General features: G+C 41.4%; 25 protein-coding genes and 1 pseudogene. 10 read left to right on the plus strand and 16 right to left on the minus strand.

The genetic code is table 11. The features are described 5' to 3' along the window. Positions 1–74 precede the first annotated feature (74 nt). The gene (locus GN217_RS01945) at positions 75–1,115 is read left to right on the plus strand and encodes a C45 family autoproteolytic acyltransferase/hydrolase (RefSeq protein ID WP_156854741.1); all 1,041 of its coding nucleotides are present in this window, start codon (positions 75–77) and stop codon (positions 1,113–1,115) included. Between the two features lie 97 nt (positions 1,116–1,212). Continuing rightward, complete coding sequence (locus GN217_RS01950) at positions 1,213–1,770, plus strand: beta-class carbonic anhydrase (RefSeq protein ID WP_156854743.1); 558 nt, start codon at positions 1,213–1,215, stop codon at positions 1,768–1,770. A gap of 256 nt (positions 1,771–2,026) precedes the next feature. Here the strand turns inward: GN217_RS01950 and GN217_RS01955 are convergent, their stop codons facing one another. After that, positions 2,027–3,424: an MDR family MFS transporter gene (locus GN217_RS01955; RefSeq protein WP_156854745.1), complete on the minus strand. Its 1,398-nt coding sequence runs from the start codon at positions 3,422–3,424 to the stop codon at positions 2,027–2,029. Between the two features lie 199 nt (positions 3,425–3,623). Here GN217_RS01955 and GN217_RS01960 point away from each other — a divergent pair, with 199 nt between their 5' ends. After that, positions 3,624–4,172: a YusW family protein gene (locus tag GN217_RS01960; RefSeq protein ID WP_156854747.1), complete on the plus strand. Its 549-nt coding sequence runs from the start codon at positions 3,624–3,626 to the stop codon at positions 4,170–4,172. Positions 4,173–4,383: 211 nt separating this feature from the next. Here GN217_RS01960 and GN217_RS01965 read toward each other — a convergent pair whose 3' ends face one another. The 11 genes from GN217_RS01965 to mscL all read right to left on the minus strand — a co-directional run bounded on the left by GN217_RS01965 (position 4,384) and on the right by mscL (position 12,346). Continuing rightward, positions 4,384–4,941 (minus strand): 5-formyltetrahydrofolate cyclo-ligase, encoded by a 558-nt coding sequence (locus GN217_RS01965; RefSeq protein WP_156854749.1) that lies wholly within the window; start codon positions 4,939–4,941, stop codon positions 4,384–4,386. 18 nt (positions 4,942–4,959) lie between these two features. Further along, complete coding sequence (locus GN217_RS01970; RefSeq protein ID WP_156854751.1) at positions 4,960–6,636, minus strand: formate--tetrahydrofolate ligase; 1,677 nt, start codon at positions 6,634–6,636, stop codon at positions 4,960–4,962. A gap of 175 nt (positions 6,637–6,811) precedes the next feature. Further along, positions 6,812–7,339 carry a GNAT family N-acetyltransferase gene (locus GN217_RS01975; protein WP_232334297.1) on the minus strand — a complete coding sequence of 176 codons (528 nt, stop codon included), beginning with the start codon at positions 7,337–7,339 and terminating at the stop codon, positions 6,812–6,814. Beyond that, positions 7,336–7,497: a hypothetical protein gene (locus tag GN217_RS01980; protein WP_156854753.1), complete on the minus strand. Its 162-nt coding sequence runs from the start codon at positions 7,495–7,497 to the stop codon at positions 7,336–7,338. Before GN217_RS01980 ends, GN217_RS01975 begins: the two co-directional genes overlap by 4 nt. 56 nt (positions 7,498–7,553) lie before the next feature. Continuing rightward, positions 7,554–8,132 carry an SLOG family protein gene (locus GN217_RS01985; RefSeq protein ID WP_156854755.1) on the minus strand — a complete coding sequence of 193 codons (579 nt, stop codon included), beginning with the start codon at positions 8,130–8,132 and terminating at the stop codon, positions 7,554–7,556. A 79-nt stretch (positions 8,133–8,211) separates the two neighbouring features. Next, positions 8,212–8,628 (minus strand): spore coat protein, encoded by a 417-nt coding sequence (locus tag GN217_RS01990; RefSeq protein ID WP_156854757.1) that lies wholly within the window; start codon positions 8,626–8,628, stop codon positions 8,212–8,214. A 122-nt stretch (positions 8,629–8,750) separates the two neighbouring features. Further along, on the minus strand, positions 8,751–9,524 hold the full coding sequence (locus GN217_RS01995) for an ABC transporter permease (protein WP_156854759.1): 774 nt from the start codon (positions 9,522–9,524) through the stop codon (positions 8,751–8,753). After that, entirely contained in the window at positions 9,502–10,488 is a 987-nt protein-coding gene (locus GN217_RS02000) for an ABC transporter ATP-binding protein (protein WP_156854761.1), read from the minus strand. Before GN217_RS02000 ends, GN217_RS01995 begins: the two co-directional genes overlap by 23 nt. A gap of 89 nt (positions 10,489–10,577) precedes the next feature. Next, positions 10,578–11,183 carry a Dph6-related ATP pyrophosphatase gene (locus GN217_RS02005; protein WP_156854763.1) on the minus strand — a complete coding sequence of 202 codons (606 nt, stop codon included), beginning with the start codon at positions 11,181–11,183 and terminating at the stop codon, positions 10,578–10,580. 380 nt (positions 11,184–11,563) lie between these two features. Next, positions 11,564–11,725 carry a sporulation histidine kinase inhibitor Sda gene (gene sda / locus GN217_RS02010; RefSeq protein ID WP_156854765.1) on the minus strand — a complete coding sequence of 54 codons (162 nt, stop codon included), beginning with the start codon at positions 11,723–11,725 and terminating at the stop codon, positions 11,564–11,566. A gap of 243 nt (positions 11,726–11,968) precedes the next feature. Further along, positions 11,969–12,346 carry a large conductance mechanosensitive channel protein MscL gene (gene mscL, locus GN217_RS02015; protein WP_156854767.1) on the minus strand — a complete coding sequence of 126 codons (378 nt, stop codon included), beginning with the start codon at positions 12,344–12,346 and terminating at the stop codon, positions 11,969–11,971. A gap of 205 nt (positions 12,347–12,551) precedes the next feature. Here mscL and GN217_RS19520 point away from each other — a divergent pair. From GN217_RS19520 to GN217_RS02030, 3 genes and pseudogenes are all read left to right on the plus strand, one after another. After that, positions 12,552–12,804 (plus strand): annotated as a pseudogene (locus GN217_RS19520) (helix-turn-helix domain-containing protein); the annotation flags it as partial. A gap of 130 nt (positions 12,805–12,934) precedes the next feature. After that, positions 12,935–14,662, plus strand: a complete 1,728-nt coding sequence (locus GN217_RS02025) for a SulP family inorganic anion transporter (RefSeq protein WP_232334299.1) — start codon at positions 12,935–12,937, stop codon at positions 14,660–14,662. A 213-nt stretch (positions 14,663–14,875) separates the two neighbouring features. Then, positions 14,876–15,076 (plus strand): cold-shock protein, encoded by a 201-nt coding sequence (locus GN217_RS02030; RefSeq protein ID WP_156854769.1) that lies wholly within the window; start codon positions 14,876–14,878, stop codon positions 15,074–15,076. 96 nt (positions 15,077–15,172) lie between these two features. Here the strand turns inward: GN217_RS02030 and GN217_RS02035 are convergent, their stop codons facing one another. Further along, the gene (locus GN217_RS02035; protein WP_156854771.1) at positions 15,173–16,096 is read right to left on the minus strand and encodes a manganese-dependent inorganic pyrophosphatase; all 924 of its coding nucleotides are present in this window, start codon (positions 16,094–16,096) and stop codon (positions 15,173–15,175) included. Between the two features lie 219 nt (positions 16,097–16,315). On the opposite strand from GN217_RS02035, the gene GN217_RS02040 reads away from it, so the two are divergent. Both GN217_RS02040 and GN217_RS02045 read left to right on the plus strand, forming a co-directional pair. Then, positions 16,316–16,774 carry a DinB family protein gene (locus GN217_RS02040; RefSeq protein ID WP_156854773.1) on the plus strand — a complete coding sequence of 153 codons (459 nt, stop codon included), beginning with the start codon at positions 16,316–16,318 and terminating at the stop codon, positions 16,772–16,774. Continuing rightward, complete coding sequence (locus tag GN217_RS02045) at positions 16,771–17,877, plus strand: NAD(P)/FAD-dependent oxidoreductase (RefSeq protein ID WP_156854775.1); 1,107 nt, start codon at positions 16,771–16,773, stop codon at positions 17,875–17,877. The genes GN217_RS02040 and GN217_RS02045 overlap by 4 nt, the downstream gene beginning before the upstream one ends. Positions 17,878–18,046: 169 nt before the next feature. Here GN217_RS02045 and GN217_RS02050 read toward each other — a convergent pair whose 3' ends face one another. Continuing rightward, the gene (locus GN217_RS02050) at positions 18,047–18,700 is read right to left on the minus strand and encodes a YczE/YyaS/YitT family protein (protein WP_156854776.1); all 654 of its coding nucleotides are present in this window, start codon (positions 18,698–18,700) and stop codon (positions 18,047–18,049) included. A 327-nt stretch (positions 18,701–19,027) separates the two neighbouring features. Between GN217_RS02050 and GN217_RS02055 the strand changes: the two genes are divergently transcribed. After that, entirely contained in the window at positions 19,028–19,576 is a 549-nt protein-coding gene (locus GN217_RS02055) for a cupin domain-containing protein (RefSeq protein ID WP_156855013.1), read from the plus strand. A 58-nt stretch (positions 19,577–19,634) separates the two neighbouring features. On the opposite strand, the gene GN217_RS02060 is transcribed toward GN217_RS02055, so the two are convergent. Beyond that, positions 19,635–19,874 carry a ferredoxin family protein gene (locus GN217_RS02060; RefSeq protein ID WP_156854777.1) on the minus strand — a complete coding sequence of 80 codons (240 nt, stop codon included), beginning with the start codon at positions 19,872–19,874 and terminating at the stop codon, positions 19,635–19,637. Between the two features lie 754 nt (positions 19,875–20,628). After that, positions 20,629–20,772 (minus strand): hypothetical protein, encoded by a 144-nt coding sequence (locus GN217_RS02065; protein ID WP_156854778.1) that lies wholly within the window; start codon positions 20,770–20,772, stop codon positions 20,629–20,631. Positions 20,773–20,841: 69 nt separating this feature from the next. Here GN217_RS02065 and ytaF point away from each other — a divergent pair, with 69 nt between their 5' ends. After that, positions 20,842–21,549 (plus strand): sporulation membrane protein YtaF, encoded by a 708-nt coding sequence (gene ytaF, locus GN217_RS02070; protein WP_232334300.1) that lies wholly within the window; start codon positions 20,842–20,844, stop codon positions 21,547–21,549. Positions 21,550–21,663: the final 114 nt, after the last annotated feature.

Below are 21,663 nucleotides of genomic sequence, written 5' to 3' on the forward strand. Positions count from 1 at the left end.
TTCATTTTCTTATTTCCCTTGCTTCTAGTATGCTTCATGTATACTACACACAACCATCAGAATGGAGGGATAACGTGAGACAGGTAGTTAGCGATGTCATTCAATTTCGGGGAAGCCATGATGATTTTGGTCGATTTCAAGGAAAAGAATTACAGGACTCTCCCATTTTAAAAGCCCGCAGAAGACAATTGAAAAGCCGGTCAAAACACCATTATATCGTGGATGAAGAAAAAATCAGGCCAATCATCCAATATTTTAGTCCCGGCATCTGGAATGAATTACTCGGGCTTGCCGATGCCCTGGAACTATCTACTGAAGAGGCCCTCCGAGAGTTTGGCGGTTATTATTTTGAATACGGGAAGAGCGGCTGCTCAATATTGACTGGTAATCAGTTTATGATCCGAAACTATGACAATGACCCCATCACCTATGAAGGGCGTTACGTCCTTTATGCACCAACTGATGGCGGATATGCAACGATTGGTCCATCCATGCAAATTACTGGCCGGACGGATGGTCTGAATGAAAAAGGACTCGCCATGGGCTATAACTTTATTAATCGCCTCCGCTCAGATGATGGATTTGTTTGCAATATGATTGGCAGACTCGTACTGGAAAATTGCGCAACCGTTGATGAAGCAATTGAACTGCTAAAGGAAATTCCCCACCGTCACTCCTTCAGTTATTCCCTCGTCGACGCAACCGGAAAAACACTCGTCGTTGAAGCTTCTTCAAATGAAGTCGTAACAAGGGAAGGTACAATCTGTACGAACCACTTCGAGAAATTAACAAAGGAGAATCGTTACCGGATGGACGATTCCTTGCGCCGTTACGAAGCAATGGTCGATCAACAAGCAAATATCGACAATGTATATGATGCGTTTCGCATATTAAATGATGCCGATAAAGGGGTTTTCTCGAAGAATTACGGCGCTTGGGCAGGGACGATTCATACAGCAGCCTATTTACCAGTGCATATGCAAGCTTGGATCTCCTTTGGCCATGATCGCTTGCCACTTATTTTTGATTTCAAGAAATGGCTTGCTGGAGCCGATATAAATGCGAAACAAATCAAGGGTAAGTTGGAATCGACGAACGGATTCATCAATCGTTAAGCTTTTAACCTTCACCTTCATCCTTCATTTTTATTTCTTTTCTCCAAAAATATGATATATTTTAAAGAAAGAATTTTAGAGTGAAGGAGAATGGTATATGAGTTTACAAGATTTACTTGATTTCAATAAAAAATTTGTAGAAGAAAAAAGTTATGAGCCTTACCGGACAGATACATTCCCGAACAAGAAGATGGTTATTTTCACTTGCATGGAATCAAGGTTACTAGAGCTTTTACACCGGGCACTTAACTTGGAGAACGGTGATGCGAAAATCGTTAAAAATGCCGGCGCAATTATCCGTAAACCCTTCGATAGCATTACAAAGAGTATTCTCGTTGCTATTTATAAATTAAAAGCGGAGGAAGTAATCGTCATCGGGCACCATGACTGTGGCATGTCTGATGTAAATATTGAGGCGTTAAAACAAAGTATGATTGATCGCGGAATTAGTGAAGATCGTATTCAAACGTTAGAACATAGCGGTATCCATTTAGAAGAAGAATTTCACGGTTTTACGACGGTAGAAGAATCAGTAATGCAAAGTACAGAAATTATCCGTAATCATCCCTTACTGCCTGAAGGTATCAAAGTGCACGGCCTCGTCATTGACCCTGACACAGGTAAAGTTGATGTAGTAACACGGGATGAAGAATAATAAAAAGACTGAGTTGAAGTTAACATTTCAACTCAGTCTTTTTATTTGTATAAGAAACTATAAAATAAAAATGCTGTGATAACATGGGTATCTAGGGCTAGCCACGTCCGGCTCCAGCGCCCAACAACTATCAAACTTCACACTCCTCCAATCGATAAGTCAACATCAACTCACTGCCGTTCGTTGTGTTTCCTTTATCTCATTCCGGAGTGCTCCAGTTTGTACGTTGCTAAACGGGCGCTTTCGCCTTTGCATTTTATACTCTCCGATCTTTAATATAGAACGACATGATAAGGCCGATTAAGGATATAATTCCTGAGAAGATAAAGGAGATATTTACCCCATGAATCATTCCTTCAATCCCCTCTTCGGGTATCGTGAATGTTGTCATAATCGTTACCGGAAGTGCTGTTCCTATTGAACCTGATACCTGACGGAGTGTATTATTAACTGCCGTTCCGTGGGATATAAGGTCCGTAGGCAATACGTTAAGTCCAGCCGTTGTGACTGGCATCATCACCATCGAAATACCAACCATACGTAAAGCATGCGTGACCGCAATGTACGTAAATGACGTTTCTGGTGTTAAAACTGCAAACATAAATGTCGAAACAGTTAAGATGACCATCCCTGAAATCGCCAGCCATCTTGCTCCGTATCTGTCAAACAGCCGACCTGTAATCGGATTTAACAACCCTTGAATGACCGCTCCAGCAAGGAGAGCAAGTCCTGATTCAAACGCCGTAAATCCGAGCATCGTCTGCATATATAATGGTAATACAATTGCTGCTCCGATTACTGCGATGAACGTAATCATCCCGAGGATTGTCGAAAGAGTAAACATTTTATATTTCATTACCCGGAATTCTAAAATCGGTTGATCTAACTTGAACTGACGGGTAATGAACCAAGCGAGCGTGGTAATCCCTACTCCAAAGCCAATCAGGACTTCCATGCTTCCCCATCCGGCACTTCCAGCAATACTGAATGCATAAAGAATTCCTCCGAAACCGAATGTCGACAGAATAATCGAAAGCACATCCAACTTGGGCTTCGTCTGCTTCGTTACATTTTTTAATATAAAATATGCGAGAATGATGTCAACTATTGCGATTGGAAGAATCATCCAGAACAGCCAACGCCAGGATGCTGCTTCTACAATATAGCCGGAAAGAGATGGTCCGATTGCCGGTGCAAACGCAATAACAAGCCCGAACATTCCCATTGCTGTTCCCCGTTTTTCAATCGGGAAGATAAGCATGAGAATCGTCTGCATAAGCGGCATCATAATTCCAGCACCTGCTGCTTGTAAAATCCTCCCTAACAACAGTACTTCAAAGCTTCCTGATATTGCAGCTGTTAATGTCCCTAATGAGAATAAACTCATCGCTGTTAAAAATAAACTGCGGGTTGTAAACCGTCCGATAAGAAACGCAGTAATCGGAATCATAATCCCATTTACAAGCATGAAAACGGATTGCAACCACTGAACAGTATTCTCCGTCAAATCGAGATCAACCATTATTTTAGGTAATGCCGTTCCAAGTAATGTCTGGTTTAAAATTGCTACAAAGGCACCAGAAATAAGCACAATAACCAATGGTACACGATTGAAATTTTGGACACTTTGATCCTTTGTTAAATTTTCTCCCATATATTTATTCCTTCTTTCCTCATACGAATAGCTACACGTAACTTTATATTTTAGCATTATTTTTCTTTAGAAACAATCTTAACGACCACTAACCCTTTTTACTTTCTTAAAAACTTACGCTGTATTGAAGTAGTTAGTTTAGTTCTTCCCATTTTTGGATAAGTTAATAGATATCACGATGAAAAGGAGTTAAGCCTCTATGAAGAAAATAATGACATTATTTTTGATTCTGCTGCTATCCGCTGTTCTTGCAGCTTGTGGGAATAGTAATAAAGCGACAGAAACACCGAATAACGATACAACAACGGAAGAACCAAATGATGGTGCAGCTGGTGGAGACATAAATGATGATAATCAAACAGATGATAACAACGGAGCCAATAATAACCAAACGAAGGGAGACAGTGATCAGGCCGATTTCTCAAATGATTACGTCTTTACGAGTTTCGATTTAGAAGTTGATATTGAAAATAACGATGATGCAATCGATGTTGATTATGAAGTGGACATAGATGAGAATGAAACCGAAGCATCTTATGAGAACAAACCTGAAAACATCAATTTACGTGGAAACGAAGCAATGGAAGAGCTTGACAACATCTTCACTTCCTTCCAGTTTGATGAAAATACACCAGATGAAGAAGTGATCAACGAAGTGCTCCAAGCTTTCAACATCCCAGAAGATGCTGCCAAAGTCGATTTGGAAATTGAATATGGAGATAATGTGGAAAAAGAATATAGAAGGTAAGAAATAATAAAGTGAAACTTCATTCAGTGGGGTATCCTTTCCCCCCACTGAATGTTAGTTGAACAGAATCAGGTATTTACGGACTGTTTACCCCTCCTTCACATATTGGGCTTCCCTCATGTTTAGTAGGGGGTATTACAGACCGTTAATACGTGATAAAACAATCGCACGGTGCTCTGGGAAGGGCGGTGCGATTGTTTTTGTCGATTTATTATAAAAAACCATTCTCCGTAACCAGATAATCGACGGGGATATCAAATGGCTCAGCTGGTACTTCCTCCACTAATTGGCCTGAATATAGTACCGAAACGGTTCGGTTAGGGAAATCTGTAAGGAAACGGTCATAATATCCCCCACCAAATCCAACCCGATAGCCGCGCTTATCAAATATAAGGCCCGGAACGATAAGTAGATCAATTTCCCGCTTTTCCACCTTTACTGTCTCATGCGGATTCGGTTCACGGAGATTGAAGTAACTTGCTTCCAATTGTTCAAAATCATCAAGCTGATAAAAATCAAGCCTTCTCTCCTCAGGGACACACTTCGGAACCGTGACCGTTTTTCCTTCTTGCCATCCCTTTCTAATCAGGGGTTCCGTATCCCATTCCAAACCACCGGAAACCGTGACCCCGACGGTACTGGCCTGATTCCAAAGGTCAGAGGAAGTGAGATTTTGAACTATTTTCTCCTCAATTTCCGCTCTTTCCACGCTGCTGAGGTTCGTTAATCTATCCTTTGCAAGATTCCTTAAATTGAGCTTATCCAACATCTCGCCCCCTCTTTATCATTAAAATAAACCAACAATTTTCCCTTCCGGTGTAACATCAATATTTTCAGCTGCCGGGATCTTCGGCAAGCCCGGCATTGTCATGACTCTTCCCGTCAAGACAACAAGGAAGCCCGCTCCCGCAGATACTTTCACTTGTTGGATAGTAATATGAAAATCCTTCGGCGCCCCTCGTAATGCAGGGTCATCTGATAAAGAGTACTGTGTCTTTGCCACACAAATCGGGAGCTTATCATACCCAAGCTTAACAAGCCTTGTAATCTCCCGCTCCGCCTCCGCTGAAATCTCAATTCCCCTTCCACCGTACACTTTCTGCACAAGCTTTTCAATCTTTGTTGGGATGGGATCTTCCAGACTATATGGATGACGCAAGGTGCTCTCCGTTTCACAAAGCTTTACGACTTCCCGAGCAAGGTCTTCCGCCCCTTTTCCGCCTTTTGCCCAGACATCGGAAAGAACTACATTCACACCGATTTCTTCACATTTTTTCCTTATCACATGAAGTTCTTCCTCTGTATCTGTCGGGAATTTATTAATCGCGACAACGGAAGGAATACCGAAAACATCCTGCATGTTTTCAATATGCTTAAGCAAATTAGGCAGACCTTCTTCAACTGCTTGAATATTTTCTTCATTCAAATCAGAGGCAGCTATTCCTCCGTGCAGTTTCAAGGCTCGGACAGTTGCCACAATTACAGCCGCATCAGGTGCGATATTAGCCATCCGGCTTTTAATATCAATAAATTTCTCTGCACCCAGGTCCGCCCCGAATCCAGCCTCGGTCACCGTATAATCCGCATATTTCAATGCAAGTTTTGTCGCCATAATACTATTACAGCCATGGGCAATATTTGCAAACGGTCCACCATGGATAAGGGCTGGTGTTTTTTCCAAGGTTTGCACAAGATTCGGCTTTAATGCATCCTTAAGTAAGGCAGCCATCGCTCCGTGAGCCTTGAGTTCGCCAGCTTTCACCGGTTCATCATCGTAATTGTAACCGATAATAATTTCTCTTAGTTTTTCCTTTAGTTCGTTTAGATCATTGGAAAGACAAAGGATAGCCATAATTTCGGAAGCGACTGTAATATCGAACCCATCTTCCCGTGGCACCCCATTCTTCTCCCCACCCAGACCATTCACGATATGGCGGAGTTGTCTATCATTCATATCGACTACACGCTTCCAAGTGATTTTCCGGGTATCAATATTCAATTTATTTCCTTGATGGATGTGGTTGTCGATAAGTGCAGCAAGGAGATTATTAGCAGCTCCGATTGCGTGAAAGTCTCCTGTAAAATGCAGATTTATATCTTGCATCGGCACAACTTGCGCATATCCACCACCGGCAGCACCGCCCTTTATTCCGAAAACCGGACCAAGTGATGGTTCCCTTAAAGCGAGCATTGCTTTTTTACCGATTCGCTTTAAGCCGTCACCGAGACCAACTACAGTCGTCGTCTTTCCTTCACCTGCGGCCGTCGGGTTGATTGCCGACACAAGAATGAGCTTGCCGTCGGGAGCTTCGCGCATTTTTTGTAAAGCGGTAAAATTTACTTTCGCCTTATACTTCCCATACAATTCAATATCACTCTTGTCAAACCCTGCTTGATCGGCAATTTTCGTTATCGGCTCCATTTCAACAGATTCCGCAATTTCAATATCTGTTTGATAGGTCATCTGCTTACTCCTCCTTTATAATCAACCTTGCTAACTATTTTTCATTACTCAAATTGGATTACTTTTATCCCTAGGATGCGCATCCGTTAACCGAGCAACCGAATCGCTATCATGGCTCTAAAAAAAGAAACGGGCGAAGTTATTTTCGCTGCTGAATATAAGCAATTAGCAGTATTTATTCATGTATATTCCATACCATTCGAATTGTATGTATAGTATGTCCTTCTAATTCATCATCAAATTCAGAAATCTTATAAAATCCTTTCCGTTTGTAGAACTGGATTGCTTTTATGTTCTGACGTTCCACATGAAGGGAAATTTTTTCCGCAGCTAATTGATCGCTTCCAATCTCTAATAGGGCACTGCCGATTCCCTTTCCCTGGTATTCCGGATGTAGATAGATCGCGTGTAAGTGAACGCTGTCATCTGAGTATACTTGCGAATAATTAGCAAACCCAATCAGTTCTTGATTGATCAATGCTACATAAAAGTTCGAATTTCTCCGCTGCTTTTTCAACATCTTCACGCTGTACGCCTGATTCAAGAAACTTTCCTGAATTTGTGACGGAATAATTCCTGTATAAGTAGAATTCCAGCTGATTTTAGCAATATCCTGGATTGCCGGAATATCTTTTCTCTTCATCTTCCGAATCGTTAAGTCCATCCTACTCACCTTGCCATTTATTTCCTCGTTCTTCTTCATTTCCGTTTCGCTTTCCGTTCGTGATGCTCTTCAAGTATGGCCTGGCCGACTGTTGAGGCCTCAATTCCTTTCTTCACCCCAGCAGCGATAACAAAGTATAAAATAATAAATGGGACAACAAAGACAAACAAATTTAATAACGATGCCAAAACATTCACAAGCTTACCCCCTCTCTATTATTATACTTATTTCTCCAGCTCTGTTCCATCTATTTCTATCCTTGATTGTTTTGCAAGTTAATCCAGTAATCCGGGTCAGTCATTTGAATTTCTTCTACAATGTCATCAAGATCCATCGGTGTAATAAAATAAATCGGATAATCTTCGTTTGTTTTCTTTGCCGCCTCATAAAAATAACGGACGCTCCCAGGGTACTCTTCATCCATCAGCAAAAGGCTCGCATCACTTTTCTCAACAAACCATGCATCCCGTGCTCGGAATTGGTAAGGACCTTTGTAGTCGCCAACATATAACGGCTTATAAAAGTCTGCTGTCATCACCATTTCCTGATATTTCTCCTGAAGCATTTCAGGCCAGCGCTTGTCCTGATTTTCAAAAGCAGGGAAAATCGCCAGTTGAACTTCATACTCCTCTTCTTTTAAATCAAGCACAACTTCAGCTGTCCAGAGCTCCACCCCCATCTGACCGGATACGATCACCCATTCCAGTCCCTCTTCGATAAATCCGATAATTCTCTTCCTTATCGCTGCTTTGATAATATGAACTTTCGGATCATTCTCTTTAAAAATTCCCATTTCAAGTGATTTATAGCCACTTACATGTAATACTTTCATTTATTCACCTCTTATCAAATAGTCCACTAATTAAAAATAGGCTGAAACGATTAAGTTCCAGCCTGACTTCGCTACTATCTTAACACCACTTACCGTGCTTATGCCAATGATGACCCTGATGCATTCCATAACCCGGCTGAGTTGCCCCCATGACCTGGCCTGGTCCTGCACCAGGACCCATGCCATATCCAGGTCCCATGCCATACCCACCTGGGCCTCCCGGAGGACTATACGCACCCGCTACTTGATTTGGTCTTGGTGGGGTTTCGAAAGCTCCGCCGAATTGGTCTACACTGCTGCAAGTGTTTTGCACGGAAGTTGAATGCGGATAAAAATGCTTATTTTTCACAAGATGATGCTTCATAACAGTGGTGTGCGATGGATGCACATGGTTTACTGTACTCTCAGAGAATTTGTTGACACAGTTATGCTTTGTTGGATATACAATCGTTTTACATGCATGACAGCCACAATGCTGCCCGTGATGATGCCACATGATTTAATCCCCTTTCTGTTATAGATTCACTACTAACCTATGACAGTAGCCGGCAGAGTGTATAAGCAAGTACCCAGCTTTCAGGAAAATATATATGTTCGCCCGTTTCACCAAATCATGATTCAATAATGGGCAAGTAATCCTTTTTCCATCGCCACTCTTTCACAATAAATGAATACGCCAAGTCCAAGAGCGAAATAGAACAAGGCACTTGCAAGCAGAACAAGGAAATCATTCATGGCAAATTGACTGAGGCTGACACCATGAATCATCACTTCCCGGACCATATCGAACCCTTTAACAAATGGCAGGAACTGGATGATTGGTGACAAGGATAACGGGATAAAGGCGAGTGCCATTAAGATGAACTGCAGAATTTGCAAAAATGCTTGCACCTGCTTCAATATAATGGAAATACCTGCGATGATGAAACTGATGCCAAACATACCAACAAGGGTGAGCAGCATAATCGGCACCAGTGTTACTACATCTATATTCAACCACTGACCGGCAGTTGCCATCGACACGTAAAGCAAAGCAATAACAATCGTTAAATTGATGACCGTCGTCGATAGGAGCCGTGCTGCCATTATTCGCCAGATTCCCATTGGCGACATCGATAGCTGCTCCAGCGTTCCCCGCATTGCCTCATTAATGACTTCGTATCCGATACTATTGATAATTGTAATTGTTAAAAACCAAAAAATGTAATTCACAATTACATATTGCGTATTCGCATCCTGGGTTGTCGGATCGCCAACCATCTGGATCACTCCGAACAAACCTAGAAAGATAATGTAAAAGGTTAAAATCATCGCAATTGTATTTGGTAAATAACGTTTTAATTCCAGATACTCTTTTTTCAAATTTGCCTTAAGAAGGTTGAGCCAAGCCATTTCCGCCTTCCCCCTTTACTATTTTCATAAAGATCTGCTCGAAGTTCACCATTTCCCTGTCAATGGACTCCACCGGTGTTTTCGCCAGCTTTAATAGATCAAATAGATCATAGAACTCCTCATTCCCTGCTAAATCCACTTCAATGACTGCTTGTAAATGGTCTGTTTCTTCATATTGATAAGCTGGGAATTTCTCACGTAAAAGACGTTGCTGTTCTGTAGTAAGCGGCGCACCTAATGTGAGCTTATAGTTTCTCACGGCAAAAAGTTTTAATAAATTATCGATTTTTTCATCAATGACAATTTGTCCTTGATTGATAATAACCGTGCGTTCACAAATATCCTGGATCACATCCATATCGTGGGAACTGATAATAATCGTTTTCTTAGCACCCTTCACAATCTGTTTTAAAATTTCCCGGACCTCATAGCTTGTTTCTATATCGATTCCAAGGGTAGGCTCATCAAGTAAAATGACCTCCGTATCAGCAAGCATCGCCACTGCAATCGCCAGCTTTTGCTGCATGCCGCGGGACAATCTATTGACGAGTTCATGTTCCTTCTCTTTCAGATGGAAGTCACGCAAGAATCTCTCAATTTTTCCCCGTACTTCCCGGTTACTCTTTCCGCGGTTCCCTGCAAAGTATTCCAGATTCTCTCTTACCGTCAAGCGCCAATACAAATTACGGTTTCCTTCGAGCACAGCACTAATATGCCGGAGAGCTTTCAACCGATTCTTTTTGTTATCAATCCCCTTGATGGTAATTGTCCCTTCATCCTGACGCAGCAGACCACAAATCATTTTAATCGTTGTCGTCTTCCCCGCCCCGTTCGGACCAAGCAACCCAAGTATTTCACCAGGATACACGGCAAAGGAAACATCTGACACCGCTTGGGTGAATTCATTTGTCTTCCGCTTCTTGTATTGTTTATGGAGATTATGTACCTCGACAATCGGCTCCATCCTTCCATCCCCTTTTCGTATCATTTACATGTATTGTAAGATAAGAAAACATCTACGAATACACCCCTTGGCAGGAACACTTCTCCGCCTTAAGACTGAAATTTGTTCTTTTGAAATAACGGACCGTCATATACGTACGTATGGTACTCGCCCGATTCACCAAGTGGACAAACATCAAGCTTCACAATGTCCTCGATAAAATGTTGATCTATCTCTCTTCCAAGCCAATCTTTTGGAAGCTTTTCTTCATCCAGCTTTATGATTTTACTTTTATAGCCGGTCTTTACAAAGTCATGGAGCAAATCAATCGAACGCTCCTTCTTCGTCCATAACGGATAGATTGCTTCGAGATTCACCGATTGTGCAAGTTCTTCCCCCCACTTACGGTGCCCTTCCAGATAAATATCACCAAAAGCAATTCCGTCCAACTGATACGTTTCCTTTATTTCTTCAAGTCTTCGTTTATAATCCGCCGTGTAATTTTCAAAATCGGTAACGACCCATTCGATTGGTATATTTAAACGTGCCGCCTGATCTTCCAGCCGCTTTAATTTCTCGCCGTGAGCAACTGTTTCCCCGCTCTCGTTCCACACAGTCGTCATAAGGCAAACGACCGTAATCCCTTGTTCTATCATCCGGTGCAGGGCGAACATAGAATCTTTCCCACCACTAAAAGATAATACTGTATTTGTCATTTTTTCTTTCTCCTTTCCGTTATATTACCTATTCTACAAGAAATATCGATTCCCTTCCCGATCGGTATATTACTGTTCACCAGCCCCCCACTATATTTTTCGGCAGGGGATGAATACAAGGATATAGGCGAAAGAATAAATATTTTATTCCTCCATTCCCGCTAAATATATAGAAAAATTATTATTTCTCCTATAATGGCAAAATTAACCTAATTAATCAATTACATCCCGGCCAAAAATTTAGCTCTGGTGATGGATTAAAAAAAGTGAAATTCATTCAATGGGGGTATTACAGACCTTTAATACGGGATAAAGGTGAGGGGGCAAGAGATTTTATAGATAAACCCTCCCCCCTCTTGGCAAGAGTAACCAATTAAATGTTATTCTTGCCAGGAACTTTTACGCCTCTTTTGTTTAGAGCTGGAGCGCCTTTTCAGTTCCTCTTCTAGTTGATAAATAAAATGCGGGTCCAGATCCAGTTTTTTGGCTTTGTTATAAGCGCAAACAAGACCGCCATTTGATAACTTCCTCAGCTCATTCATGATCACACCCCCTTTCTTAGGCTTAAGATACGGGTTGTTTACGCAAAAAGCGAGGATGAGTTTACCTAAATCGACAATTTATTTACACGTGTTTAAATTTATTCTACAAAATGTGGGATGAAAAAATGGACAACAAAAAGGAACGAGAAATGGATCGATCTCGTTCCTTGTAAAATATAGGTATTTCTATATTTTCTTTTCAGAAACAAACAGGCAGGCGGTATCTAACTGCCTGTTTGTTTGTTAGTTTTGTCCATTTTGCTCTTTTAACAAATCGCGGATTTCGGTAAGTAATTGTTCCTGTGCATCAACTTCATCTTCTTCCTCTTCTTCTTTCCGCCTAAACTTATTCAAAATCCGGATTGCCATGAAGATAGAGAAGGCAATGATTAAAAAGTCAACAAATGACTGGATGAAACTTCCATACATCACTTCAGCATTCCCTACGGTTATTTTCAAACCAGTGAAATCAATTCCTCCCGCAAGCATACCAATCAGTGGTGTAATAATATGATCAACAAAAGAAGTTACGATTGCGTTAAATGCAGCTCCAATCACAACTGCTACCGCTAAATCAACGACATTTCCCTGAAAAGCAAATTCTTTAAATTCTTTCCACATCTAAACTCTCTCCATTTCCTTAAGACTAAATCGAATAAACCAAGAACACTCGTGACTTCAGCCATGAGATGAATTGGTTTGGTTTTGACTTTTTTCTCACTTTTTCTACGTTCTGTATACTAGTAAATAAAGTGAGGTGAATGTCGTGTTAAGACATAAAGCATATAAGTATCGAAAGTATCCAAATCAAGCTTAACAATTTTTAATTGCTAAAACAATGGGTTGTTCCAGATTTGTATATCATCACTTTCTTGTCCTTTGTAAGTGGAATAAGCTCAAAAAGGCTTATCCTACAACGCTTGTTCGGCTATACTCCCAAAAATGAAACGGGAAGAAGCTAAATGAAGTCGGGCAGCATTGCCCTTCAATCTTTCATCAGAAACCTCGCTGATTCTTCCTCCCGTTTCTTTAAGAAACAAAACAACAAATCAAACTTCAAAAGTAAAAACAATCCGGCGTAAAGCTATACAACAAAAAACGTGAATCGCACATGAGAGGTTCAAATCATCATTCAATGAAAAATGCACTTATTTAAGTACTTCCCATCTTCTATGGTATCATAGTTAGTAGCATGAAATAGGAGCTGAAGTGAAATTGTTGAAAGACAATCGATTCAAAGGGTTAACTGCCAATGATATCAAGCAGGATGTGATTGCTGGTATTACAGTTGGTATCGTAGCAATCCCTCTTGGAATGGCATTTGCAATTGCGTCAGGAGTGAAACCGGAATATGGCTTGTATACGACGGTCATTGCGGGGATTCTTGTTGCATTGTTCGGGGGGTCAAGATACCAGATTGCCGGTCCAACAGGAGCCTTTATCCCTATCCTGCTTGCGATTGTTTTAGAATTCGGTTATGAGGATTTGCTGATTGCAGGATTTATGGCCGGAATCATCCTCTTGATTATGGGTTTTTTCAAGTTAGGGAATCTGATAAAATTTATTCCTCGTTCTGTCACGATTGGGTTTACTGCCGGAATTGCCGTCATCATATTTTCAGGACAGATTGAAAACTTCCTCGGTTTAGCAGGCATGGAGAAGAAAGAATATTTTCATGAAACAATGCTGCAGATTTTTGATAAGTTGCCGACGATGAATTGGTACAGTATTTTAATCGCCGTTCTTGGGGTTGTTATTCTTGTTTTCGTGCCTCGTATTTTCCCGCGTGTACCAGTATTGCTAGTAGCACTCATTATTCCAGCACTAGTTGCGTATATATTTTTCCCTGGAAAAGTTGATACGATTGGAACAGCTTTTGGAGGAATTTCGCAAAGCTTACCAAGCTTGCACATTCCGGAAATTACGTGGAATAAAATCATTAATCTCCTGCAACCAGCGTTTGTTATTGCGATGCTTGGCGGGATTGAGTCCTTACTATCTGCTGTTGTCGCCGATGGAATGACCGGTAAACGGCATAATTCGAATCGGGAGCTTGTCGGGCAAGGTCTTGCCAACGTCATCACACCTTTGTTTGGTGGGATACCGGCAACAGGCGCGATTGCCCGGACCGCGACAAATATTAATAGCGGTGCAGTCAGTCCATTATCCGGCGTGTTTCAGGGTGTATTTGTCTTGGCTACGATTCTTGCCTTTGCCCCTTTCGCCTCCCATATTCCGCTTGCCAGTATGGCACCGATCCTTATGCGGGTTGCTCTTAATATGAGTGAATATAAATCGTTCGCCCATATTATTCGCTTGAGATCGAGTGACTCTTTAGTCTTAGCGGTTACGTTTTTGCTTACGGTATTCGTTAATTTGACGGTTGCAGTACAGTTCGGTTTACTGCTTGCAATGGTTTCCTTTGTGAAACGGATGAGTGAAGTGCTTGGTGTAGAGAAAGTCATTCCGAGTCATTTGAAAGATGAGCAGGCTTTAGAAGACGAGAAATTGGCTGCCAAATGTCCACAGCTTGCATTTTTCACCATTGAAGGTCCATTGTTCTTTGGAGCGGCTGATAAATTTGAATCCACAATCACCCGCTCGATCAACCAGAAACCGGAAGTACTCATTTTGAAAATGAAGCATGTTTCCTATATAGATGCAACAGGCGGCAATAACTTCACTAGCCTTATCCGCGACTTCCGGAAAACCGGGGGAACTACTTTACTTGCAGAAGTCAATCCTGATGTGCTCGAAGCAATGAAGGTAAGTGGATTATATGAAGAAATTGGTTCTGATCATATCTTCAATGACGCAAGCAAAGCAGTCGACTACGCACTGCATATCATCAACGTACCAAAATGTTCCCGCTGCGGTAAAAAAGGAGCAACCGCCTGTCAAGTCTTCCAAGAAAGCCAAAAACTCCAATCTTCATAGCGGGACACTGGGGTCAGAGCATTTGTCCCAATTTCGGTTTTTCGAAAAAAATTAAAATAAGTTTGCAATTAGTAAATAATAGTGCTATACTAATGGTAATTATTTTGGTTCGGTGATTATAAGGATAGAAAATAACACTGGTTGTTATCGTCTTGAATTGGCAACTTGAACAAAATAGTAATAAACGTGCAACACGCACATGGAGGTATTTTAATGAACACAGGTTCAGTAAAATGGTTTAACGCAGACAAAGGTTTCGGTTTTATCGAAGTTGAAGGTGGAGACGATGTATTCGTACATTTCTCAGCAATTCAAGGCGAAGGATTCAAAACTTTAGAAGAAGGTCAATCTGTTTCTTTCGATATTGAAGAAGGTAACCGTGGACCACAAGCTGCAAACGTTGTTAAATTATAAGACGCGCTAAAAAAAGCCTTTCCGAATTTCGGGAAGGCTTTTTTTATGTTTCATTTTTGTTTTAAGTGGGACAAAACCTCTGACCCCACTGTCCCATTACTTCGTGTATTCATCTGTTAATGTGGTGACGATTTGTTTCTTACGAGAGACGACACCTCTTAGTAAGGCACGGTTATTTTCAAGGTTCACGTTGAATCCGGTTGCGACATTCGCTTGTCCGTTTCCAAGTGCAAGGACTTCTGAATCATTATTTAAAATATCCGTTACGACGAATAAGAAAAGATCGAGATTTTTCTCCTCAATGATGTTATTGATTTCAGCCTCAATCTCACCTTGTTTTTCATAAATTGCATTTAAATCAACCGTGTTAATCTGGGCGATTTCAACTTTCGAATCCCCCATTGTAAATTCTTTTGCATCCATTGTAAGCAGGTCAACAATCGATTTATCACTTAAGTCCGCTCCAGCCTTCAACATGTTCAAGCCATAAGTTTCTAGATTCACTTCCGCAATCTCAGCTAATTCTCTTGCAGCGGCTACATCTTCCTCTGTACATGTCGGTGATTTAAGCAGTAGCGAATCTGAAATGATTGCTGACAGTAGTAAACCTGCCATTTCTTTAGAAAGTTCCACATTATTTTCTTTGTACATTTTATTTAGAATCGTTGCCGTACACCCAACTGGTTCAGCGCGGAAATAAAGCGGCTCTTTCGTTTCGAAGTTAGCAACGCGGTGGTGGTCTACCACTTCTACAATTTTCGCATGTTCAATGTTGTCTGCACTTTGCTGGAACTCATTATGGTCGACTAATACGACTTCTGCACCATCCTCTAGCCTTTCTAGTAATGCTGGTGCATCCACTTTGAAAAACTCAAGTGCATACTCGGTTTCTTTACTCACTTCTCCTAATCTGCGGGCTTCCACATTTTCACCAAGTTTTCCCTTTAAATCTGCATAAACCAGTGCCGAGCAAATCGTATCGGTATCTGGATTTTTATGTCCAAAAACTAATTTCGCCATGACGTCTTCTCCTTTATATACGTATTCATTATGTAATTTCGATTGAAATCTAATCAAATTCTATCACACGAATCTCCCTCTTTCAATTATCGGCAAATAGGAGCTTAACGAAATTTAACTAATCCCAGCACAATATTTTACATTTTATTTGTGAAGGGCTAAACTAGGTTAAGAGTACGTACAACGTGAAGAACTTATTTTTTATAAGGAGGATGCACAATGTCAAGAAAACAATTCAACTTGGCAAGAACTGCTTTAATTAATTTTATGGATCATATAAACGAGGAAACGGCAGACGTTCAGGCAAAACCGTTCAACAATACATTACGCTGGCACATCGGCCATGTTCTCACCTTTTCTGAAAAATTGTTATTCCGCTATCCGAAGAAATCAGACAACATTCCGCAAAATTATGCGGATCTATTTGGTCCAGGTACAAAACCAAGTGACTGGACAGAAGCAGCCCCAACATTAGAAGAATTGAAGAAACATTTACTAGACCAGCAGGAGCGCGTAAATAATTTCGATGACCTGTTCTGGAAAACAAATGTAACCTTTAAAGTACCATTCGGCAGTATTGAAACATTTGGTGACTTGCTCATCATGCTCGGTCATCATGAAACGGAGCATCTTGGAAAAATGAAAGCCATGCTTCAAGTTGTGAATGCGGAAGTATGACGAAGAAAATAATTATAATCGGAGGCGGTATCGCCGGTGCAAGCTCTGCCTATTACCTTTCTAAAGAAGGGGTAGACGTAACGCTTATAGACCGCGCCGATACTGGACAGGCAACCGATGCCGCAGCAGGAATCATTTGCCCCTGGCTTGCCCAGCGCAGGAATAAAGCATGGTATAGGCTTGTGAGGATGGCTGCGAAAATGTATCCAGATTTAATTAAAGAACTGGAAGCGGCCGGCGAAACCGATACCGGTTATAAACAGGTCGGTGCCTTAAGCCTTCACAATGATGAGAAAAAATTGCACGCAACAATCGAGCGCGTATCGAAGCGCCGGGAAGAAGCCCCCGAAATTGGCGCGATCGAACTGCTCGATGAAGCTGCTGCAAAAGAGAAATTTCCGCTTCTGAACGACGGATATCATGCCATATTTGTCAGTGGTGCTGCCCGAGTAGATGGTCGTAAATTAAGAGATGCATTGATCCGCCGCGCGAGGAAAAATGGTGTAAAACTCATTCAAGGAAACGCTGAGCTTTTAGTAGAAAGAACGCACGTCCGCGGTGTCCATGTGAACGGTGAAAAGCTAGCCGCTGATCAAGTAATTGCAACAACAGGAGCCTGGATGAATGAACTACTGGAACCTTTTGGTGTACAAGGATTATATGTAAGGCCGCAAAAAGCACAAATCCTACATCTCCATTACGACAAATTGGAAACAGGTAATCTACCAGTCATTAAGCCACCAACGAATCAGTATTTACTGAGCTTTGACGATCATCGCTTCGTCATGGGCGCTACTACTGAAAGCAAGGTAGGTTATAATACAGATGTGACTGCAGCTGGAGTCTATGAGATTTTAACGAAAGGCTTAGAAGTTGCCCCCGCTTTAAAGGATAGTGCAATTATTGAAGCACGGGTTGGTTTTAGACCAATGACAGAAGGGTCACTTCCAGTAATTGGTTCATTACAAGGACTAGACGGTCTACTCTATGCAAATGGTCTCGGTGCTTCCGGACTTACTGCCGGTCCCCTGATGGGCCAGCAACTTGCAAAACTTGCCATTGGGGAAGAACCCGATCTAAACTTGGAAGATTATCACCTATAGAAAAATGTGGGTCGCTTAAAAGTTGGCCCACATTTTTTATTGACAGATAAATACTGGACAATTTGACTGCTCTCTCAAGCGAACGGAATCCCCACCCATCAATCGCGTTTAAAGGCAGTTAAACATTTTCCCATCTTCCAGTAAGATTTGCCTTGAGTATACAACGAAATCAGCTCAATTCTTTCTTTACAGGGACTCGAGCTTCCCCATCTAATTTCCCTTCGATCTTTTTAATCAATGACTTAAAAAAGAGGTAAGATTGCTGGAATATTGGGCTTTGGATAAATGTGAACAGGAAAGTGAAGATAAACACCGGACCACCTACAACAATACCAAGTACAAGAATGAGCGTCTCCACGATAATTCGCACCCGACTGATTGAGATTCCTGTTTTATCCGACAATGAAAGCATAAAGCCGTCCCTCGGACCAGAACCGACTCCACCAGCATTATACATACCACCACCGAAACCCATCACAACAATTCCGGCTAAAATAATCAGGATGTCTATCCAACGATTCGTAGCTGCGGGTAGAAAGTCCAGCCACATATAAAAGTCTACAAATAATCCAACGAGAAAAGCATTAAAAAACGTCCCTAACCGAATATACCCCCGGTCCATTATGAGGGTAATCAGGATCAGTAATCCGGAAACGATAATCGCCCATGAACCGATCGATAAGCCAAAATGATGGAAGAATGCAACATTCAGAACATCCCACGGGTGGATCCCAAGATGTTGCACATTAATCGTTAATGTAATTCCCATACTGAATATCATAACCCCGACAAGAAAAAAAGCCCACCGAATCGTCTGCTTCAAGACCTAATCCCCCTTTTCCGATTATACCTTTGCACATACTATACCATATTCAGACTATCTTTCGGATTGCTTTTTATTCTGGCCCCCTTCACGCAAAGTTTTTATCACGTATTAACGGTCTGTAATACCCCTTCCCTAAACACGAGGGAAAACCATTATGTAAAGGCCGGGGATAAACAGGCCGTAAATACCTGATTCTGTTCAACTAACATTCAGTTGGGGAGGTAAGGATACTCCCGCTGAATGAGTTTCACTTTATCGAAAAACAAAATAGGCACCGCCTGCATAGGATAACAAGAAAAGTATAATTGAAAGGAAATGATAGAAATGTACCATAGTTACTATCCATACCCCAACTATCCTCAAGGCTACTATCCATACCCTTACCCTTATGAACAACCGGTTTATCCAGATATGGACGAAGACAGGGATTATTATCCGTTACCTGAAGAGGATATGGAAAGGCAGGGGGACCAAGGTGGGCAGCCGTACGTATTTAATATTGAACATGCAACCGAGCGGAACCGGGCATTCCGGCGGGCAATTTGGACTGGTACTCATCTCCAGCTCACCCTGATGCGGATTATGCCGGGAGAAGACATCGGGCTTGAAATTCACCCAGATACAGACCAGTTTTTACGAATAGAAGATGGACGCGGAGTTGTGCAAATGGGGCCCCAGCATAATCAATTAACATTCGAACGGCGGGTTCGTGAGGATGACGCAATTTTAGTTCCAGCCGGTACATGGCATAACATTATAAATACCGGAAGAAAGCCTCTACTCCTTTATTCCATTTATGCACCTCCAGAGCACCCAAAAGGAACGGTGCATCAGACAAAGGAAATAGCGATGCAGGAGCACCGAGAAGAATAATAAATCCCCCTTATATGAAACAGCCGTATGCTCTTTACCTTGCATACGGCTTGTCTAATTATCGATTTGCGAAAAATTCTTCTGCGCGCTGGAGGAATACTTCCTGATCTGGTGATAGATCGTATTCTTCCTCAATCGCATCAACTGGGCACACCGCTTTACAAGCTGCACAGTCAATACATACATCAGGATCTATATAAAACTGATCGGGACCTTCTTCAATACAATCAACCGGACATACGCTTACACACTCTGCAGCTTTTTCCGACTGACATGGTTCTAGAATAACAAAAGCCATTTATTTTCTACCTCCTTAATAGCTATAGTCTCTCTTCTATTTATGATAGAACTTTATTTAATGAATGTAAATAAAATCGATTGATTGCAAGGATGAATTTTGAGTAGCCAAATACCTACAGTACATCTGTAAAGTAAAATTCGAAGAGTTAGGAGGCTTCTTATCGATCGAATGGGTATAAAATTTAACTTACCCGAAAGGCTAGGGAGCTCTTTATCAGAGCAAGGTAAGCGCCCTAATAGGAAAATAGTTCCTATTGTTTTCCCATCAAAGTAAGATGAACACGCTAATGGGAAAATAAAACCCAGTTGTTTTCCCATTAAAGTAAGATGAACATGCTAATGGGAAAATAAAACTCGGTTGTTTTCCCATTAAAGTAAGATGAACATGCTAATGGGATGAAAATATGAAATAGTGTTCTAAATTAGGCCTTTCCTCGGAGCAGTCCCGACACTCGAGACTCCTGCAGGGGGAAAGGCATATGTGGGACCCCTTAGCGCTCAGCCCAAGGCAGACTAAGAACGCTCTCGTATGCGGCAACGTCTGCATTAGCACATCCTATGCGTCGAGGCTCACCAGCCCCCTGCGGAAAGCGAGAGGTGTCGGGACTGCGGATCTCTAGATAGCCAAGGAATACATAACTGTTTCAGACTGCGAATGTTGAGTTATTATTTCATATGTCCACATACCATTCGATAATATGGTCGCTTGATTTTGCATCAAAGTGGGTGTCATATCAATATCTAGAAAAATATCATCCGGTTCTTCGCGTAAAATAAACTTTTCCCTTCCAGCGGGTTAATGACTGAACAATTACTTCAACTCCTGCTATTTTTACTAACTGCCGTTTCAGGTAACTTAAGGCTAACTGTTCATCATCAATATAAACAACACGCATGTCGAACCCCCTATATTACTAGTTATATTTCACCATATTTATAATCAAAAAAGGGGGTAACGTTATCAATTGTCGGAATTCCACCACGTAGCTTTCTCCGCACATCCCTCCTCTATTTTCATACAATACTTTAGATATGAAAAAGGAATGGATGCGATGCTTTATTATACTGGTTTATTTTTATTAATTATTGCAGTAAGTCTTGATGGACTTGGGGTTGGCATAAGTTATGGAATTCAGAAAACCCGCGTCCCGATGTTTGCAATAACGATTATTATGCTTTGTTCAGGGGTTACCGTTTTTGCCGCGATGTCAATTGGTGAGGGATTAAAAGTTATCATTCCACCAACTGTTTCTGAAAATATTGGGGCACTAATACTAATTTCCCTAGGTATTTTTACCTTATACAATATAATCCGGAAAAATAAAACAAAACAAGAAGAAACCCAAAATAATTCGATGCTTACAAATGTAAAAAAAGTGTTTCGTTCACCTAAGCAAGCTGACTTGGACCGTTCCGGAACAATTTCAAAGCCAGAAGCAATCCTTCTTGGCATGGCGCTCTCACTCGATGCTTTCGGGGCAGGGTTTGCAGCAAGTCTGCTGCACTATTCGGCATTCCTTACAGCTGGGCTCGTCGCAATGATGAGTGGGATTTTTCTTATCGTCGGATTAAAGATCGGGCTGCTTCTATCGAAATACGAAGACATCCAATTCTTCACCCTACTCCCATCCCTCCTCTTAATTGGCATCGGATTATTCAATTTAATAACATGAAATCTAAAAAGCTAGGATTTTCTTATTCAAAAGAATCCTAGCTTTTATTAACATAAGTGAATTAAAATAAAATACACTGGATAACTGGAATTACTAGCAACCCCATCCGGTTCC

This window comes from Oceanobacillus sp. AG (assembly GCF_009746545.1).
Classification (GTDB): domain Bacteria; phylum Bacillota; class Bacilli; order Bacillales; family Amphibacillaceae; genus Oceanobacillus; species Oceanobacillus indicireducens.